General features: G+C 69.3%; 12 protein-coding genes and 2 pseudogenes. 10 read left to right on the forward strand and 4 right to left on the reverse strand.

Annotated features, from left to right (window positions below; translation table 11 throughout):
* Positions 1–125 precede the first annotated feature (125 nt).
* Positions 126–692 carry a TetR/AcrR family transcriptional regulator gene (locus ACF061_RS15955; protein WP_392267459.1) on the reverse strand — a complete coding sequence of 189 codons (567 nt, stop codon included), beginning with the start codon at positions 690–692 and terminating at the stop codon, positions 126–128.
* Positions 693–888: 196 nt separating this feature from the next.
* Between ACF061_RS15955 and ACF061_RS15960 the strand changes: the two genes are divergently transcribed.
* The 3 genes from ACF061_RS15960 (at position 889) to ACF061_RS15970 (ending at position 3,913) form a co-directional block, all read left to right on the forward strand.
* Complete coding sequence (locus tag ACF061_RS15960) at positions 889–2,316, forward strand: MFS transporter (RefSeq protein ID WP_392267460.1); 1,428 nt, start codon at positions 889–891, stop codon at positions 2,314–2,316.
* A 68-nt stretch (positions 2,317–2,384) separates the two neighbouring features.
* Positions 2,385–2,870, forward strand: coding sequence for a hypothetical protein (locus ACF061_RS15965; protein ID WP_392267461.1), 486 nt, complete (start codon positions 2,385–2,387; stop codon positions 2,868–2,870).
* Between the two features lie 173 nt (positions 2,871–3,043).
* Positions 3,044–3,913 (forward strand): alpha/beta fold hydrolase, encoded by an 870-nt coding sequence (locus ACF061_RS15970; protein ID WP_392267624.1) that lies wholly within the window; start codon positions 3,044–3,046, stop codon positions 3,911–3,913.
* Positions 3,914–3,949: 36 nt separating this feature from the next.
* Here the strand turns inward: ACF061_RS15970 and ACF061_RS15975 are convergent, their stop codons facing one another.
* A complete protein-coding gene (locus ACF061_RS15975) occupies positions 3,950–4,213 on the reverse strand; it encodes a hypothetical protein (protein ID WP_392267462.1) in 264 nt (87 codons plus the stop codon).
* Between the two features lie 145 nt (positions 4,214–4,358).
* Here ACF061_RS15975 and ACF061_RS15980 point away from each other — a divergent pair, with 145 nt between their 5' ends.
* On the forward strand, positions 4,359–7,250 hold the full coding sequence (locus ACF061_RS15980; RefSeq protein ID WP_392267463.1) for a BTAD domain-containing putative transcriptional regulator: 2,892 nt from the start codon (positions 4,359–4,361) through the stop codon (positions 7,248–7,250).
* 79 nt (positions 7,251–7,329) lie between these two features.
* Here ACF061_RS15980 and ACF061_RS15985 read toward each other — a convergent pair whose 3' ends face one another.
* Positions 7,330–8,115, reverse strand: coding sequence for a GNAT family N-acetyltransferase (locus tag ACF061_RS15985; RefSeq protein WP_392267464.1), 786 nt, complete (start codon positions 8,113–8,115; stop codon positions 7,330–7,332).
* Between the two features lie 262 nt (positions 8,116–8,377).
* Here ACF061_RS15985 and ACF061_RS15990 point away from each other — a divergent pair.
* Positions 8,378–8,563: pseudogene (locus tag ACF061_RS15990) on the forward strand (IS630 family transposase); the annotation flags it as partial.
* Positions 8,564–8,639: 76 nt separating this feature from the next.
* Here the strand turns inward: ACF061_RS15990 and ACF061_RS15995 are convergent.
* Entirely contained in the window at positions 8,640–9,374 is a 735-nt protein-coding gene (locus ACF061_RS15995) for a dienelactone hydrolase family protein (RefSeq protein WP_392267465.1), read from the reverse strand.
* Positions 9,375–9,708: 334 nt separating this feature from the next.
* On the opposite strand from ACF061_RS15995, the pseudogene ACF061_RS16000 reads away from it, so the two are divergent.
* From ACF061_RS16000 to ACF061_RS16020, 5 genes and pseudogenes are all read left to right on the forward strand, one after another.
* Positions 9,709–9,903 (forward strand): annotated as a pseudogene (locus ACF061_RS16000) (hypothetical protein); the annotation flags it as partial.
* A 187-nt stretch (positions 9,904–10,090) separates the two neighbouring features.
* Positions 10,091–12,817 carry a class III lanthionine synthetase LanKC gene (lanKC, locus tag ACF061_RS16005; protein ID WP_392267466.1) on the forward strand — a complete coding sequence of 909 codons (2,727 nt, stop codon included), beginning with the start codon at positions 10,091–10,093 and terminating at the stop codon, positions 12,815–12,817.
* Positions 12,818–13,079: 262 nt separating this feature from the next.
* Positions 13,080–14,849, forward strand: coding sequence for an ABC transporter ATP-binding protein (locus ACF061_RS16010; RefSeq protein WP_392267467.1), 1,770 nt, complete (start codon positions 13,080–13,082; stop codon positions 14,847–14,849).
* A gap of 16 nt (positions 14,850–14,865) precedes the next feature.
* Positions 14,866–16,743 (forward strand): FAD/NAD(P)-binding protein, encoded by a 1,878-nt coding sequence (locus ACF061_RS16015; protein ID WP_392267468.1) that lies wholly within the window; start codon positions 14,866–14,868, stop codon positions 16,741–16,743.
* A 120-nt stretch (positions 16,744–16,863) separates the two neighbouring features.
* Positions 16,864–17,172 carry a hypothetical protein gene (locus ACF061_RS16020; RefSeq protein WP_392267469.1) on the forward strand — a complete coding sequence of 103 codons (309 nt, stop codon included), beginning with the start codon at positions 16,864–16,866 and terminating at the stop codon, positions 17,170–17,172.
* Positions 17,173–17,186: the final 14 nt, after the last annotated feature.

Consider the following 17,186-nt stretch of genomic DNA (forward strand, 5'->3'; position numbering starts at 1 on the left):
AGCCTCCGCCGGACGCGGCTGCCGTACGGCCAGCGCGTGCATCTGGCCAGGGTCCACTCCCGGGGACCAAACTCAGTTCCCGGTGCGGCGCAGCTCGAGGGCTGATCGCGGGAACCGGGTTGGGATCACAGCAGCCGGTCGACCAGCCCGTCGATGTAGTCCGGGGTGAGCGGGACCATGCCGAACAAGACGCGGATATACATCGGCGCCAGGATGTGGTCCAGCACGCCGAGCGCGTCGGGTGCGTGCTCGCCACGGTCGCGGGCGCGATCGAGCATGGACTGCAGCTGCCGCATGCGTTCGGAGCGGAGGTGGTCACCCTCCTGCAGGCCCTGCTGACCGTTGTTCGACAGTGCGACGGCCAGGCGCACCACCGCCAGACCGTCGGGTCCGGTGATCTCGCGGGCCACTTGGGCCGCGTAAGTGCGCAGGTCGCCGGCCAAGCTCCCGGTGTCGGGCATCGGCGACTGCGCATTGAGGCGGGTGAGCGCCACGTCGGTGAGCAGGGCGTCCAGGCTGCCCCACCGGCGGTAGACGCTGCTGTCGGCTACGCCTGCGCGGGCTGCGACCTCGCCGACGGTGAAGTTGCCGTAGCCGCGCTCGCTGATCAGGTCGGTGACGGCCTGGTGTACCTGCGCGCCGACGCGGGCGCTGCGCCCGCCGGGGCGCCGGGTTCGCTCTCGCTCGTCCATGCCCCCACCCTAACGCAGTCAACACTTGCGTTTGTGGGTCAGCTCTCGTTATGGTCTACTAACGCAGTCGTTAACTGCGTTAGTGCGCTCGGGTGTATCGCCATCCACGTCGACCGTGACCGGGCGCAACTTCCGATCGAAAGGAATCCCCATCGCTGCGTCGCACGAGGCCGCAGGCGGTCGATCAAACCGGGCCGTGCTGCTCACGGTCACCTGCCTGGGTCAATTCATGGTCCTGCTCGACAACACGATCGTCGGAGCAGCGCTGCCCGACATGCAGCATCGGCTGCACACTCAGCTGACCGGTCTGCAGTGGATCGTCGACGCGTACGTACTGCTGGTCGCCATGTTGCTGCTGTCCGGCGGTGTCTTCGCCGACCGGTTCGGCCGCAAGCGGGTGTACCTGACCGGCGTGGCGGTGTTCACCGCCGCGTCGGTGCTGTGCACCCTCGCCCCCTCGCTCGGCTGGCTGGTCGTCGGCCGGGTGCTGCAGGGCATCGGGGCCGCGGCGCTGAGCCCGGCCTCGCTGGCCCTGCTCGCCGCCGCCCATCCGGCGCCGCAAGAACGAATCAAGGCGATCGGGCTGTGGGCCGGATTCAGCGGAATCGGTCTGGCCGCAGGTCCCGTGGTCGGTGGCGTACTGACGGAAGCCTTCGGCTGGCCCGCGATCTTCCTGGCCAATCTGCCCATCGGCGTGGTCCTGCTGGTGGCCGGCCTGCGTCACCTCGGCGAGTCCCGTAATCCGAGCGCCCCCGCGATCGACATCCCGGGCACGCTGCTGTCCGTTCTGGCGGTGGGGGCGATGACCTACGGGCTGATCGAGGGGGGCGCCCGTGGCTGGGCATCACCGGTCATCCTGGGCAGCTTCGCCGCCGCGGCGGTCCTCCTCGCCGCCTTCGTCGCCGTCGAAGCGCGCCGCTCCGCACCGATGCTGCCGTTGCGGCTGTTCCGGCAGCGCCTGTTCACCGTGTCCAACACCACCATGGTCGTGGTGGGATTCGCGCTCATGGGCTCGTCGTTCTTCTTCTCCCAGTTCTTCGTGTACGTCCAGGGCAGCTCGATCCTGCGCGCCGGCCTGCAGACCCTTCCCGTCTCCCTCGCCATGGTGATCGTCAGCCCGTACGCCGGCCGGCTCGCCGCCCGGCACGGCTTCCGAATCGTGGTCACCACCGGCCTGGCCCTGGCCGGCCTGGGACTGCTGGCGCTCGGCATGGTGCACGCCGACACCGGCTACGAGAACGTGTGGTGGCGGCTGGCAGTCGTCGGCGTCGGCTTCGCCCTGACCATGTCCCCACTGACGGGAGCCGCCATCCAAGCGGTCAACCCGCAGGAAGGCGGCCTCGCATCAGGCATCAGCAGCACGACCCGGCAGATCGGCGCGGTGCTCGGCGTGGCGGTACTCGGAGCCGTCGTCCGCACCCGGCAATCCGGCGGCGCCTCCTTCGAGACCGGCCTCGACAGCGCCTTCCTCGCGGCCGGCACCGTCACTTTGGTCGCCGCCGTCTTCACCGGCCTGTGGCTGACGAGGTCCAAGCCCGCCGAAGGCTCCGCGACCCCGCAATGTCTCACCGATCCAGATGCGGTCACCGCCTCGAACGAGGTATCCGCGAGCAGCCTGAACTAGACCAAGATCATCTCAAGGCCCGTTTCCGCCGTATCCGGTTCGCGCCCCCTCTTGGGAAGTGAAGTCCCTTGCAGATCACCGCGTCCACCGTCTCGCTCACCGTCGGCGACCTCACCGCGCCCGAGCGGTTCTTCACCACCCACCCCGGATACGCCGAGCAGGCCGCCGCCGACGCATTCGCCTCCCCGGCACGCCAGTTCGTCGAGGCCGGACACCCGGGCCACCGAATGACCGGCTGGGCCGGCGCGGTACCCGACGACCTCGCCGATGCCTTGGCGATGGCCATGAACGCGATGAACGACATGCCCATCGAAGACCGGCACCACGGCTACGCGGCGTGGGACGCCCACCGCGTCCCCGCCATGGCCAAGGTGATCGCCGATCGCGGCCACACGCTGCCGGCCATCGCCGCCGTCCACCAGGACGGCACCATGGCCGGTACAGGTGTCGGGCGGCCAGACCCTGATCCTGCCGCCGAACATCGTCCGCCGGTTTCACGCCACGGGCCGAGTCGCACTGCGCTCCGACGGCGCCTCTTCCGTTCCCGGCGCTGAGGGCACCCGCGGACTGCCCTGGGCACGGTAGCCGCGGCTGCCGCGCGCACAAGCTTGTCAGCAGTCGCAGCGACCACGCGGATACCGGGGGACAGCGTCGGCTTCCTCCGCCTAGTCCTGTGCCAGACACCCGTGACAGTCGGAAAGTGAACATCCAGGAAGTGAGTACACAGATGCAACCGACGTTCGTACTGGTCCACGGAGCCTTCGCGAACTCCTTCTCCTTCGCGCCCCTCCAGGCGGAACTCGGCCTGCTCGGGCACCGTTCGGTCGCCGTCGACCTGCCCGGTCACGGGTTCAGCGCGACCTTCACACGCGCCTACCAATCGCCTCAGGACCCCGAGGGGCTCGCCACCGCGCCCGGCTCGATCAAGGGCGTCACGCTCGCCGACAACGCCGCGCACCTGATCGGGATACTGAAACGGGCGAAGCGAAACGGTCCCGTGATCCTCGTCGCCCACAGCCGCGGCGGTATCACGGTCACGGCCGCGGCCAACGCCCGCCCGGATCTGATCGACCGCATCGTCTACGTCTCGGCCTGGTGCCCGGTCGATCTCGACGTCAACGACTACTACGCCGAACCGGAGATGGCCACGGTCGACCCCGCCGCCCTCGCATCGGCACTGGCCGGAAACCCAGCCGAGCTCGGCCTGCTCCGCGTCAACTTCCGTACTGCGGACCCGGACTCGCTCGCGGCCTTCAAGGCGGCTTTCTTCGCCGACGGCACCGACGAGCAGTTCCTCACCTTCCTGAACACCTTCCAGCCCGACGAGAACCTGGACGTCGGTGGCTCCGCCGACCGGGCACAGGCCGCGACCTGGGGACGCATCCCCAAGACCTACATCCGCCTGGCCGATGACACGAGCCTGCCTCTCGCGCTGCAAGACCGGCTGATCCGCGAGGGCGACGAGCTGACGCCGGACAACCCGTTCGACGTCCGCACGCTGGCGGGCAGCCACCTGAAGTGGCTGGCCGACCCGGTGCCGGCCGCCCGCATCCTGGGCGAACTCGCCACACTCCCGTCCCCGTCCGCTCCGGCGTGACCGGACTGGCGTGAGCCGCGGAGAGCCGGACGGGACTCATCCACCCAGGCCTGCGGGGCGGCGGCCCGCCTTCGTCAGCCGCCACGTCGCTGGCAGCGCCGCCTCGGTCGCGTAGGAGGCGATGGTGTCCAGCCCGTCCGGCGCGTCGACCGCGGCCTGCGCGGCGGCGAGGACGTCGGCCGGCTCGACAGCGAGCTGGGCCAGATCCGGCTTCGGGCGCAGCAGGGCGAGCACGGCTTCGTTGACCACCATCGGACGGGGAGCACCGGTGCGGCCCGCGCCGCGGGCGGGGTCGCCCATCTCCCCCACCGGACGCCCCAGTTCGTAGGAGGCGGCTGCGAGGGCCCATGGGGGTGAGGTTGCGGTTCGGGAAGTCTGGAATCCGGCTGTGCCCAGTGGTCAGCGGCGGGTAAGCAGACTGGCGTGACCATGAGGGGAGGCGGCTGTGGCGGTGCGGTTTGGGATCCTGGGCGCTATCGCGGTGTGGCGGGATGGAGTGCCGGTCGATGTGGGCCACGCACGGCAGCGGGGGGTGCTGGGAGCGTTGCTCGCCGAGGCCGATGGTGTGGTGCCGGCGGATGTCCTGGTGGACCGGGTGTGGGGCGAGGGTGAGACAAGTCGTGGCAGGGAGGCGCTTTACGGGTATGTGTCCCGGCTGCGGCGGGTGCTGTCCCGGGTCGAGGTGGACATCCTGCGAGACCAGGGCGGTTACCGGCTGAACGTGTCGGCCGGGTCTGTGGATGTGCATCGGTTCCGGGGCCTGGCCGATCAGTCACGCGCTGTTCCCGACGAGGAGCGGTCGGCCGTGTTGTGGGAAGAGGCGCTGTCGCTGTGGCGTGGGCAGGCGTACGCAGGCATGGACACCCCATGGTTCAACGCGCAGCGCGACTTCCTCGATCGGGAGCGGCTTGCCGCCCAGCTGGACCTAGCCGACATCCGGCTGCGCCGGGGACAGCACGACCGGATACTGGCCGAACTGTTCGCTCTGGCCGAGGCCCATCCGTTGGACGAACGGGTGGCCGGCCAGCTGATGCTGGCCTTGTACCGCGCGGGCCGGGCCGCCGAGGCCTTGGCCCGCTACCAGGACGTTCGGCGCCGATTGGCCGAGGAGTTGGGCGCCGATCCCGGCCCGTCACTGCAGCACCTGCACCAGCAGATCCTGATCAACGATGAATCCCTCACCCTGACCGTCCCCGTCCCGGCCGTGGCCCCTGCGGTCGGGACAGGGACGGTGTGTGTTCCGGTGCCGCGCCAGTTGCCCGCGCCCCCGACGGCGTTCACCGGACGGAAACGCGAGCTGGAGCAGTTGACCGCTGCCGTGGAGGAGGCGGCCAGGCGGGAGGATGTGCTGGTGATCTCGGCCATCGTCGGCACCGGGGGGATCGGCAAGACCTGGCTCGCCCTGCGCTGGGCCCACGAGAACCTCAAGCGGTTCCCCGACGGGCAGCTTTACGCCGCCCTGCGGGGCTTCGACCCCTCGGCGGAGCCGGTGCCGGCGCAGGTGGTGATACGCGGCTTCCTGCAGGCCCTGGGCGTGCCGCCGGAGGAGGTGCCGACGGCGGCGGACGCGGCGGCGGGACTGTACCGGTCGCTGGTGGCCGACCGGCGGATGCTGATCGTGCTGGACAATGCCCGTGACACCGCGCAAGTGGTCCCGCTGCTGCCCGGTAGCCCTGCCTGCACGGTGCTGGTCACCAGCCGTGGTCGGCTGGACGGCTTGGCCACTGCATACGGCGCTCGGCCCCTGCGCGTGGACAGCCTCACTGAGCCTGAGGCCCATCAGCTGCTCGCCGACGCCCTCGGCGGTTACCGGCTGGCGGCAGAGCCCGACGCTGCGCCGGTTCTCCTACGACACTGTGCTGGGCTGCCCCTGGCCCTGGGCATCGTGGCCGCCCGTGCCACTGCGCACCCCGACTTCCCCCTCACCGTCCTCGCCACGGAACTCAACGAAAGCACGACCCGGCTCGACGCCCTGAACACCGGAGAGGTCACTGCCGACCTGCGTGCAGTCTTCGAAGCCTCAACCCGCGCTCTGGACGACGAGGTCACGCGGGTCTTCGGGCTGCTGGGGCTGGCACCGGGGCCGGACATCGGCCTGCACGCCGCCGCCTGCCTCACCGCGCTGCCCCCTCGCCGCACCCGACTACTCCTTCGCGGTCTGGAGAACGCCCACCTGATCCAGCAGTACACCCCCAGCCGTTACCGCATGCACGACCTGGTCCGCCTCTGCGCCGCCGAACACGGACGTGACCAGCCCGCCGCCGTCCAGCGGCCAGCACTGAGACGGCTGGTCGACTTCTACCTCCACACAGCACATGCCGCCGACCGCCTGCTGCACCCCCATCGCACACCGATCGACCTGGACCCACCGGTCCCCGGCGGCGCCCCCTACCGGATACCGGATCGCTCAGCGGCGTTACGCTGGTTCGACACCGACCACTCCTGCCTCCTGGCCGCACAGCAACTGGCCTTGGAGCACCGCTGGTACGCCCCAGCGTGGCAACTGGCGTGGGCCCTCGACACCTTCCACAATGACCGGGGCTACCACCAGGACGCCCAAGCGGCCTGGCGCACCGCACTCACCGCGGGCGAGGACCTCGGACCGACCGCACAGGCCCAGGCCCACCAGCATCTCGGCTTCATCCTCCCCATCACCGGCTCATCTGCACAGGCCCGACACCACCTCGACCAGGCTCTGGACTTGTTCGCACAGACCGGCGACACCGCCGGCCAAGCCCGCACCCACGTCGGGCTGGGCATGGCCGGGGGCCAGCACGCCCCCCTCGAGCAGGAGCTCCCCCATTACCAGCGCGCCCTGCGGCTCTACCAGGCCCTGGGCGACCTCCGAAGGCAGGGGAGCACCCTCAATATGGTGGGCTACACCCACGCAGAGCTCGGCGACTTCCGGCAAGCTCGAACCTACTGCGAGCAGGCCCTGCTCCTGTTGCGCCGACACGGTGACCGACGCCACGAAGCCGCCACCTTGGACACCCTGGGCTACATCGCCTACCACACCGGCGACCACCACCAGGCCCTCGGCTACTACCACCGCGCCCTCAACCTGAGCCGGGACATCGACAACGCCTACTCCGAAGCCATGTGCCTGGACCACCTAGGACAGGTTCATCAGGCACTCGGCCAGTCCGACGAAGCCCGCCGCGTCTGGACCCAAGCCCTCGACCTCTACAGCAGCCGGTACTACGATCCCGCCGAAGCCCAACGCCTCCGAACACAACTGAGGCACCTATCGAGTCCTGAACAATCTCCGGATTCGCCCTCGTGGCGAGACCGGGAGTGTCCAATCAATGGCGGATCCGGTGGTCAAGGAGACGTCTGATGAGTGAGACCAGCACCGACTCCTACCGCCTCGCCGGCACCCGAGCACGAGCTGAGGAGCCTCCGAAGGCCGGCTGAGCTCAGGGCGACCAGACATACGGTGTCGTCGTGGTGACCGCGTGCAGGCCAAGACGGGTGAGGATCGGTGCACTGTCGGCTGAGGCGTCGACGTAGACGTAGGGGACCTTCCGGGCAGCAGCGAGTTGGGCTCGGTGGGCGACCATGGCCCGGTAGATGCCCTGTCCACGCCATTCCTTCAGCGTCGAGCCGCCCCAGAGGCCGCCGAAGTCGACGCCGTCCTTGAACACCAGCCAGGCCGCGCAGACGACTTCGGTGCGTGCCTCGGCTACGAGGACGATCGTGTTCTCTGGGGCGGTCTCGATCCGGGCGGCCAGGTCGTCGGCTAGCCAACTCCAGTCCTCGCCCCAGACGGTGCTCTCCATAGCCGCGATGCGCTGGAGGTCTGATCTGGAGGTGACACGGCGGAGGGTCACGCCGTCGGGCAGGACGGGGTCGGCAGCAAGGTCGGCGGACCGCCCGATGAGCACGGTCTCGGTGTCCTCGGCGACGAAGCCGGCCGCCGTGAGTCGGTCGGTGAGGTCGGCGGGAAGATCATGGGCGCGAGTCTTCCATTCGACCGCTTCGCCACGGGCAGCGTAGAGGTCACGCTGCCGCGCTATGAGCGTGTCGAGTTCTGCCCCGCACACACCGAGGTCGCGTGGGCCCGTGACGAAGCCACGGTGCCAACCCACGACACGGGTCAATGGGCCGTCCTTCTCGATGCGGACGCTGCCGCCAGGCGGGGTGACACCACGGAGTTGGGCGTCATACGCGGTGCGGAGTTCGTCGATCAGAGTGTCCTTCACTCGAACACCGTACGGACCGAGTCAAGTGAATAATCGCCGGTCGGAACCACGCGGACATCAAGGGCCGCACTGCCTCACCCGGCCACCGGAGATCAGAACAGGTGCTGATCTGTGCCGCTACCTGCCTCGGCGGCCAGCCGCCCTTCGAGCGGCCGGCCGCCGACACGTTCGCATCCACGCAGTGCCGTCATTTCTCATTCACATTCCAGAGCCGGTTGATCGCCGACTGCCTCCGGAAACCGTCGACAAACGATCTACCCGCTTCCGGCCCTTGCGGCGGTTCATACGCACCAACTCGAACCACTCCTACCACGCCGTCGAGCCCCGGGCTCTGCATGCCTACCTGCGCCGGCGCAACCAGAACGCCCACCACCCCGACGTCCTGGCCGCACAACGACGCGAACGCGCCCGTATCCGCAGTGAGAGAGGCATGGGCTGGGGCGGCAGGCCGCTACCGGCCGGCCTGATCATTCCCCCAGGGAATCCGAAGCCCTGTACTTCCGGTCGGTACCCGAGCTGGAGCCTCAGCAGTTGGTCAGGGTGCGGTCCAGGAGAGGGAGCAGACGGTCCCAGTGACGCTTCAGCCCCGGGGCGCTGAAAGCGTCGGTGTCGGACATGGTGAAGCCGTGGATGGTGCCGGGGTAGACCTCGGAGGTGTAGCCGACACCTGCGGCGTCCAGGGCCTGGTCGAGCTCACCGAGTGCCTCGGGTGTCATGTCGCCTTCGGCGTGGCCGAGGTGGACCTGGGCGGTGAGCTTGGAGAAGAGGTCGGACCCGTCGGCGCCCACGGGGCCGTGGAACGCGGCGACGGCCGCCACTTGGTCGGGGTGGGCCGCGGCGGTGCGCATCGCGCAGAGGCCGCCTATGCAGTACCCGGTCACCGCGACCGGTCCGGCGCCGACCTCGGGCTGGGTGGTGAGGAAGCTGAGGTAGGCGTCGGCGTCGCTCAGGACACGTTCGCTGGTGTGCGCCTCGATCAAGGGCATCAGCCGGGCCATGACCTTGGGCCGGACCTCTTGTCCGATGTGCTCGGGAAGTTCGATCACCGGTGCCGGGCCCTGCCGGTAGAAGAGGTTGGGGACGAGCACGTAGTACCCGTGCCCGGCCAGTTCGCGGGCCATCTCCCGCAACACGGGCCGGATACCGAAGCCGTCCGCGTACATCAGAACCCCTGGGTGCCGCTCACCACCGTCGGGGAAGGCGGCGAACGCGTCGGCCTGTCCGTCTGCGGTGGGAATCTGCAGCGTCTTGATGGGCATGAACCCTCCTGTCGTGATTGATGTGTCGAACCTGTTGATCAACACGACAGAGGGGGAGCTCGCGCGGCAGCGCCAGGTCCTCGCTCGAACAGCGGGCCCGCACCGGCCCGTACGGCGCTCAGGAGAGCACCGGGTCACCAATCCGTGTGTGGCGCACGGCCGTCCCGGTAATCATGGTCGCGGAGCCTAGCCCATCGGACCATGCCGATGCCAGCACGCAAGTCAGCTCGTACGGGGGAACGCCGATCTCGGGACTGCACGGCCTTCACTGCGCTTCGGGGCACACCCCGGCCTGACATCCCAATCCGGCGAGACGGGCCGCCATTGGCTCGACCGAGGCGGCCGGCCCGTCGGCCACGACGCCGCCCCCCTACAGGGGGCGGAACACCGTCGGGCGCCTGATCAACAAGCTGAAGGCCTGGCGAGGCATCGCCACCCGGTACGACAAACCCCGGACAGCTACCTCGCCGGACTCCACCTGCGCGCCTCGATGATCTGGTTGAAGGACCTCACCCGAACCACTCGTTGATCACGACCCGATACTCGCCCCAACCCAGCCGCAGGGACTCCCACCAGCCCATTCCAGGTTTCGCCAAGGTTTCACCGAGGCCGGCCGGGCAGGCTGATCGACGTCCCCCTCCCCCGTGGTCTCGGAGGGGATCTGCGTATGCGTATAGCGATCCGCGAGGCGAGCTGCGGTCGAGAGGAGGCTGCCCATGGATGTCCGGTATCCGGCCTACTGTCTGGCGGACAGAAGGTTCTACGACTCACCGGACCGCGTGCGGCCCGATGGCGGATGGCTGGATTTCCGTGATCACGTCCGCCTGCCTGCCGGATGGCAGCAGGAATCCGACGGACAGTGGGCGCGCATACGGCCACTGGAAGGCAGCGCCGAACTGCCTTCCCAGGGCTGGAAGATTCACGTGTCGGCGACGGCGGAGAACGCGGTCCAGGTTCTGGAGTGCGTCTCCCGTTACTGCTTCGAAGGCCGGCTCCCCTTCAAGTTCCTCCCCAATTCGCTCGTGTTCCAGTCGAGGAACGCGAAGTACGCGCCGCGGGAGGCGAGCGGAAAGTTCATCACCGTCTATCCCAGGAACACCGCCGAACTGCACCGCGCGCTGACCGAGCTCGATCGGGACCTCGGCGGCGCCCCGGGACCGTACATACTCAGCGACCTGCGCTGGAATGAAGGCCCGCTCTACGTGCGTTACGGCGGCTTCGCGCTGCGGTTCGCCTACGCGGAGGACGGCAGCCGGCAACCGGCCATCGAGCGGCCCGACGGCATCCTGGTGCCCGACCGGCGCGAGCCGGTGTTCACCGTGCCCGAGTGGGTCCCCGTTCCCACGTTCCTGGCCGAGGCGGCGGCCCCCCGGATGAAATCCGAACAGCCCGAGGAGTTCCCGTACGAGATAACCGGCGCGTTCCACTTCTCGAACGGAGGTGGGGTCTACCGGGCGCGCAGGCTCCGGGACGGCGGGGAGCTGGTCTTGAAGGAGGCCAGGCCGCACGCGGGGCTGGACCGTATCGGGCGCGACGCCTTGGCCCGGCTGCGGGCGGAGCACGCGGCATTGACCGCCTTCGCGGATATTCCGGGCATCCCTCGAGCCTACGACTATCACGTCCTGGGCGGTCATGAGTTCCTGGCCATGGAACACATTCCGGGAATATCTCTCCAAAAGTGGATAACTATTAACTATCTCTACCTCCGAGAGGCGGACGAGCGCTCGACCACGGACTACCTGAGGTCCGTGGAGCGCATCCTGGAACAGGTCGGGGACACACTCACGGCGGTACACGCCCGGGGCTACAGCTTCAACGACATCCAGCCGAGCAACATCATGATCGACGACGACCTGCACGTGTCGTTGATCGACTTCGAGGCCGTCCAGCCCCGGACCTACGCGGGGCCCCGCGCCCTGGGCACACCGGGTTTCGCCGCGCCGCCCTCGCTCAAGGGGGTCGCCGGCGACCAGTACTCGCTCAACGCGCTGCGTTTGTTCCTCTACCTGCCGCTCACCTCCCTCCTGGAACTCTGTCCGCCTCAGGCGACCACGCTGATCGCCGCCGCCCGTAGGAACCTGGGCCTCGACGACAGCATCACGGAACCATTGACCCGAGCACTGTCCGCGGCGGGGCCGGCCGCCTCCGGTCTGCGCCCCGTCGACCCGCACCTGGCGTTCCGGCGCGCCGCGGGCCCCTGGGATGCCCACACGGCGGCACTGGTGGCATCGATCCGCGCCACGGCCACACCCGACCGTCGCGACCGGCTGTTCCCCGGGGACATCGGGCAGTTCTACGACGGAGGCGGCGGCGTGGCCTTCGGTGCCGCAGGTGTCGTGGACGCCCTGTTCACCGCCGGCGAGACCGACGTCGACGGCTACGTCCAGTGGCTCGCACGCGACCTGCGCTCCGGACCCCTGCCACGCCTGGGCTTCTACGACGGAATGGCAGGCATCTGCCATGTTCTGTACAACCTGGGGGATCATGACACCGCCCTCGGGTACTACGACAGGATCGCCGAGGAGAGCCGGTCCATGCCCGGGACCAAGCTCTTCGACGGGCTGTCCGGGATCGGGCTGACCAGCCTGGACTTCTACCGCCGTACCGGAGACCATCGCTATCTGGAGCATGCCGTCCAAACCGGCGCCACAGTGGCGAAGGCCATCGATGCCGGCACCTTCGCCGTAGGACCCCGGACCTTGCCCGCCGACGCCGCGCCGCGCAACGGCCGTGGCAACACCCCGGACAACTTCACCGGCGGCCTGCTGTACGGATGGTCGGGACCGGCACTCTTCATGGTGCGGCTCTACGAGGTCACCCATGACAACCGCTGGCTGCGGGCCGGCCTGGCGGCAGCCCACCGGGACCTCGACGGATGCGAGCCCGTCGGCGACGGCACGCTCCAAGTGCGGAACGGATCACGCGTCCTGCCCTACCTCGCCACGGGCAGCGCCGGCGTCGCTCTGGTCGCCGACCTGCTGTTGCGCCACCGGCACGACGACCGGCTCGCGCAGTCCTTCGAGAGCCTGGGCCGGGCCTGCGCCCTCGAGTTCTGTGTCGGAGGAGGACTGTTCAACGGCAGGGCGGGACTGACGGGAGCGCTCCGCCAGATCGCGCACCGACTGGGCTGGCCCGACTGGCGGACACGGGTCGACAACGGCATCGAGGCCCTGAACCTGCACGCCCTGTCCGACGAACACGGTCTCGTCTTCGCCGGCGAGCAGAATCTGCGCGCCTCGACCGACCTCGCCACCGGTTCCGCCGGAGTCCTGCGTCTCATCAACGTACTGACGGGGCGCGGCAGCGAGCTTCTGCCCTTCCTGGAACCGGTCCCGTGGGGCCCGGCCCACCCGGATCCCTCGGCTGACGCCCCACGCCATACGGCCCAGGCATGGCGGCGCACAGCCGAGAGCCCTGTCGCATCGACCGGGGAAAGGAGGTGAAGACCATGACGAACTTCGTGCTCGGCTTGCAGGCGCTGGAGTCGGAACCCAGCGCTCCCGACGCCCTCGCCAGCGGCTCGACGTCGTTCTGCTGCGACTGCAGCTGGATCAGCACCACCTGCTGACGCAGCACCCGACTGTGCCGGGGCGTGGGACCGCATCCGGATGCCCGCCCCGGCACAGTCGGCCGGACTCCAGACAACCAGTTCCGCACCGAAGGTCAGGCGGGCTGCTTCACCATACCGCTCGCAGGAGGTCAACGATGAGCCGGGCACAGCGCGTAGGACTGCGCGAACTGTTGTACTACTTGCGGGGCCATCTGCCGGTCATGGCTCTGGCGGCGCTGCTGTCCCTGACCGCCGCGGCGGGCACGCTGCTCCAGCCGCTCCTGATACGTTCCCTGATCGACGCCATCTCCGCCGCACGATCGACCGCGGCACCGGCGGCCATGCTCGCCAGCCTCCTTCTGGGAGCTGCCGCACTCAACGGTGTCCGCGACTACCTGCTGCGCCGCACCGGAGAGAGACTGGTCCTCACGATGCGGGAACGCCTCGCGGCGCACGTACTGCGCCTGCCGATCGCGGAATACGACCACCGCCGCACCGGTGACCTGCTGTCCCGGGTCGGTGCAGACAGCAGCCTGCTCCGCTCCGTGGTCACCTCGGGGCTCTTCGAACTGGCCACCGGAAGCCTCACGATCCTGGGCGCGGCCATCGCCGCCTTCCTGGTCGACCCACTGCTGTTCGTGGTCACCTGTGCGGGCATGGCCGTGGGGCTCACCGGCGCCACCCTGGTCGCACACAGAACGCGTCCGCTGGCCGAGGAGGCGCAGACACTGCTCGGCGAGATGACCTCCGGAGTCGAGCGGGCCATCCGGGGCGCCCGGACCATCCGTGCCGCCCGTGCCGAACAGCGGGAAACCGAGGTCGTCGAAGCCATGGCCCGTCGGGCCTACGACGTGGGCGTCCACCAGGCCAGGCTTCAGGCGCTCATCAACCCTCTCGCCCACATCGCCACCCAAGGTGTCCTCCTCCTCGTACTGGGAGTCGGAGGCAGCCGCGTCGCCAGCGGGAAGCTGTCCGTGGGCGATCTCGTGGCGTTCGTGCTGTTCCTCTTCTTCCTCGTCCTGCCCGTGGGGCAGGTGGTCAGCGCCAACTCCCAGTTGCAGACCGGCCTGGGTGCGCTCCAGCGGGTCGAGGACCTGCTGCGCCTGCCGACGGAGACCATGGACGACCACCAGGCCGACCGGGCCGCCGCGGCTCCCGGTCCGCGTCGGCCCGCCCGCCCCGATCCGACGAAGGTTCCCGCGCTCACCTTCGACGACGTCACTTTCGGCTACGCCTCGGGCGATCCTGTGCTGCGGAACGTGAGCTTCACCGTCCCCGCGGGCACGCGCACGGCGCTCGTGGGACCGTCCGGCGCAGGCAAGTCCACCCTGCTCGCCCTGGTGGAGCGCTTCTACGACGTCACGTCCGGCTCCATCCAGATCGACGGGATGGACATCCGCCGGCTGCCGCGCGACCAGTTACGGGCCAGGTTGGGGTACGTCGAGCAGGAAGCGCCCGCCCTGGCCGGAACGATCCGCAGCAACCTCACGCTCAGCTCGCCCGACGCCACCGACGACCAGTTGCTGGCCGTACTCGACACCGTCAATCTGGCCGGCATCGCCGAGCGCTCACCCCTCGGCCTCGACGCCCAGGTAGGTGAAGGCGGAGTCCTGCTCTCCGGAGGCGAACGCCAGCGTCTGGCCATCGCTCGCACGCTCTTGGCGACTCCGCCGATTCTGCTGCTGGACGAGCCCACCAGCAACCTCGACGCACACAACGAAGCCGCCTTCCGTGACGCGGTCGACGCCGTCTCCGCCGGCCACACGCTGCTGATCGTGGCACACCGGCTCGCCACCGTCGTCGACGCCGACCGAATCGTCGTCATGGACAGCGGCCGGGTGATGGCGGTAGGCAGCCACGAGGAACTGACCCGAACCAACCCCCTCTACCGCGATCTCGCCTCCCACCAGCTGCTGATCGCCTGATCCCAGGAGGAACCCGATGAGGACCACAGCGGCGGGGGACACTCCGAGCATCGCCATCATCGGCGCGGGACCGCGCGGAACGTCCGTCCTCGAACGGATCGCCGCGAACGCGGCGGAGTTCCTGCCCAACAGGCTCCTGGACGTCCACGTCATCGACCCCTACCCGCCCGGAGGCGGCTACGTGTGGCGTCGGCGGCAACCGGCCTTGCTCTGGTCGAACACCCGAGTGGACGAGTGCACGCTCTTCACCGACCATACCGTGGACTGCGACGGTCCCGTGGTCTGCGGCCCGACACTCGCCGAGTGGGCCACCGAACTGTCCCGGGGCTCTCTCGACCTCCCCGACGGCTATCGGCCGAGGCCGGAAAGCCTCGCCGAGGCCAAGCGGGCACACGAGGGCTGGTTCGGCACCCGACCGTTCGTCGGCGACTATCTCGCCTGGGTGTTCTGGCGCACCGCGCGGAACTCCTCGCCGCGAATCCACGTACGCACCCATCAAGCACGCACGCTGGACGTCAGCGACCTGCCCGGCGGACGACAGCGGATCACCCTCGCCGGGGGCGACACGCTGGACGTGGACTTCGTCCTCCACGCGCAGGGGAACTTCCCCGTCCGCCTGCGCGGAGGAGAGGAACTGCTGGCCAGGAAAGCCGCCGCTCATCAGCTCACCTATGTGCCGCCCGCGTCCACTGCCGACATCTCGCTGGACCCGGTGCGCCCGGGAGAACCCGTGATCGTACGCGGCCTCGGCCTGGCCTTCATCGACGTCATGATCCTGCTCACGGAGGGACGAGGCGGTCGATTCCTTCGGAACGCCGACGGCGAACTGCGCTACGAGCCGTCGGGCCGGGAACCGCTCATCTACGCGGGCTCCCGCCGCGGAGTGCCCTACCGCTGCAAGTTCGCGTACCCGCTGCGGCGGCCTGCCGCGGAGCACCCGCGGCATTTCCGGCTCGCCGCACTGGAGAACAGGCCCCTGGACTTCAGCACCGATCTGTGGCCGCTCATCGCACGGGAGCTAAGCGAGGCCGGCTACCGCGAACTGGCCACATCGCACGGCGACCGCCTGGCCATGGCCCCAGATGCCTTCCTCACTCGTCTGTCCACAGTGGGGTGGAACACCTCCGAGTTCAAGGAGCTCATCGCGCACGCGGTGCCGCACCGCGGGGACCGCATCGACATCGAAGCGCCGGACCAGCCTCTCACGGGCCGCCGCTTTCCCGACCACGCGGCCCTCCAGCGGTGGATGACCGGTTATCTCGCCACTGATCTGGCACGGGGACGCGACCCTCGCCACAGTGCTCATCTCGCTGTCTACCACGCCCTGTTCTCCGTGATGAACACCCTTTGGGAGGTGGTGCGCAACGGCCGGATCTCCCCCGGATCCGGGGATCAGGACATACCCGCCTTCCTCTCCCGGTGCCGTTTTCTCAGTAGCGGACCGCCTGCTCCCCGCCTCGAACAACTCCTGGCCCTCGCGCGCTGTGGCATCGTCCGATTCCTCGGCGCCCACACGGAGATCTCCTGCCGGGGCGGTGTGTTTCAGGCACGCTCCCGCTCCGTGGACGCGACGGTCCGCGCCCGCGCCCTGGTGGAGGCGCGCCTGCCCCGCCGGGCGCTCTCCCTGACGACCGAACCCCTGTTGCTCCGCCTCCTCGAGCGCGGCGACATCCGTGAGGAGACGCGGATCGATCCTTCCACCGGCCGCAGGCAGTCCACCGGCACCCTGGACACCGCCGGTGGCCGCCCGGTACGCGCGGACGGAAGGCCTCACCCGGCCCGGCTGATCACGGATCCGGGTGATTTCCCGCGCCCCCGCGCCAACTCGCCCTTCCTCCGCCAGAGCGACGCTGCGGCCCGCATGGCGCTGCGAAGCGCGGCGGAGTCATTGTGAGTCCTGGCGTTCGGTCAGGAGAAACCAAGGCCACAGGTCGGCTACGACAGTGGCACCTTCAGGATCTGCGCCAGCCGGGCGCCGCCATAGCCGGCGAGTAGCACCCCGGCCATCTCCACCATGCGCATCGGCAGCGGGGCGCGGGCGCGGTTCTCCGGCCACGCCGAGTTCGGCAGGACGCGATTTTCCAGACTCTCCTGGTTCGGCGCGGCACAGTTCACCGGCACCGCCCAGTTCGTCAGAGCGCAGTTCTCCGACGACGCTCTCTCCAGCCAGACGGATTTCTCCGGTACTGCCTGGTTCGAGCGGGCGCAGTCCTCCCGCGAAGCCGAGTTCGCCTGGGCTCGCGCGTGGCCTTCGGCAGAACATCGGTGGGACCAGATCGCCAGCGCCGGCGGCGCGTTCGCCGGGTGTGTCCTTGCGGGCTGACGCCCTTCTGCGCG

This window comes from Streptomyces sp. NPDC015220 (genome assembly GCF_043079345.1).
Taxonomy (GTDB): Bacteria; Actinomycetota; Actinomycetes; order Streptomycetales; family Streptomycetaceae; genus Streptomyces.

Bases quoted from the DNA above. Each gene is read 5' to 3' on its own strand.
- lanKC (WP_392267466.1), top strand. From the start codon at position 10,091: ATGGATGTCCGGTATCCGGCCTACTGTCTGGCGGACAGAAGGTTCTAC.
- ACF061_RS16010 (WP_392267467.1), top strand. From the start codon at position 13,080: ATGAGCCGGGCACAGCGCGTAGGACTGCGCGAACTGTTGTACTACTTG.
- ACF061_RS15970 (WP_392267624.1), top strand. From the start codon at position 3,044: ATGCAACCGACGTTCGTACTGGTCCACGGAGCCTTCGCGAACTCCTTC.
- ACF061_RS15995 (WP_392267465.1), bottom strand. From the start codon at position 9,374: ATGCCCATCAAGACGCTGCAGATTCCCACCGCAGACGGACAGGCCGAC.
- ACF061_RS16015 (WP_392267468.1), top strand. From the start codon at position 14,866: ATGAGGACCACAGCGGCGGGGGACACTCCGAGCATCGCCATCATCGGC.
- ACF061_RS16020 (WP_392267469.1), top strand. From the start codon at position 16,864: ATGCGCATCGGCAGCGGGGCGCGGGCGCGGTTCTCCGGCCACGCCGAG.
- ACF061_RS15975 (WP_392267462.1), bottom strand. From the start codon at position 4,213: ATGGGCGACCCCGCCCGCGGCGCGGGCCGCACCGGTGCTCCCCGTCCG.
- ACF061_RS15955 (WP_392267459.1), bottom strand. From the start codon at position 692: ATGGACGAGCGAGAGCGAACCCGGCGCCCCGGCGGGCGCAGCGCCCGC.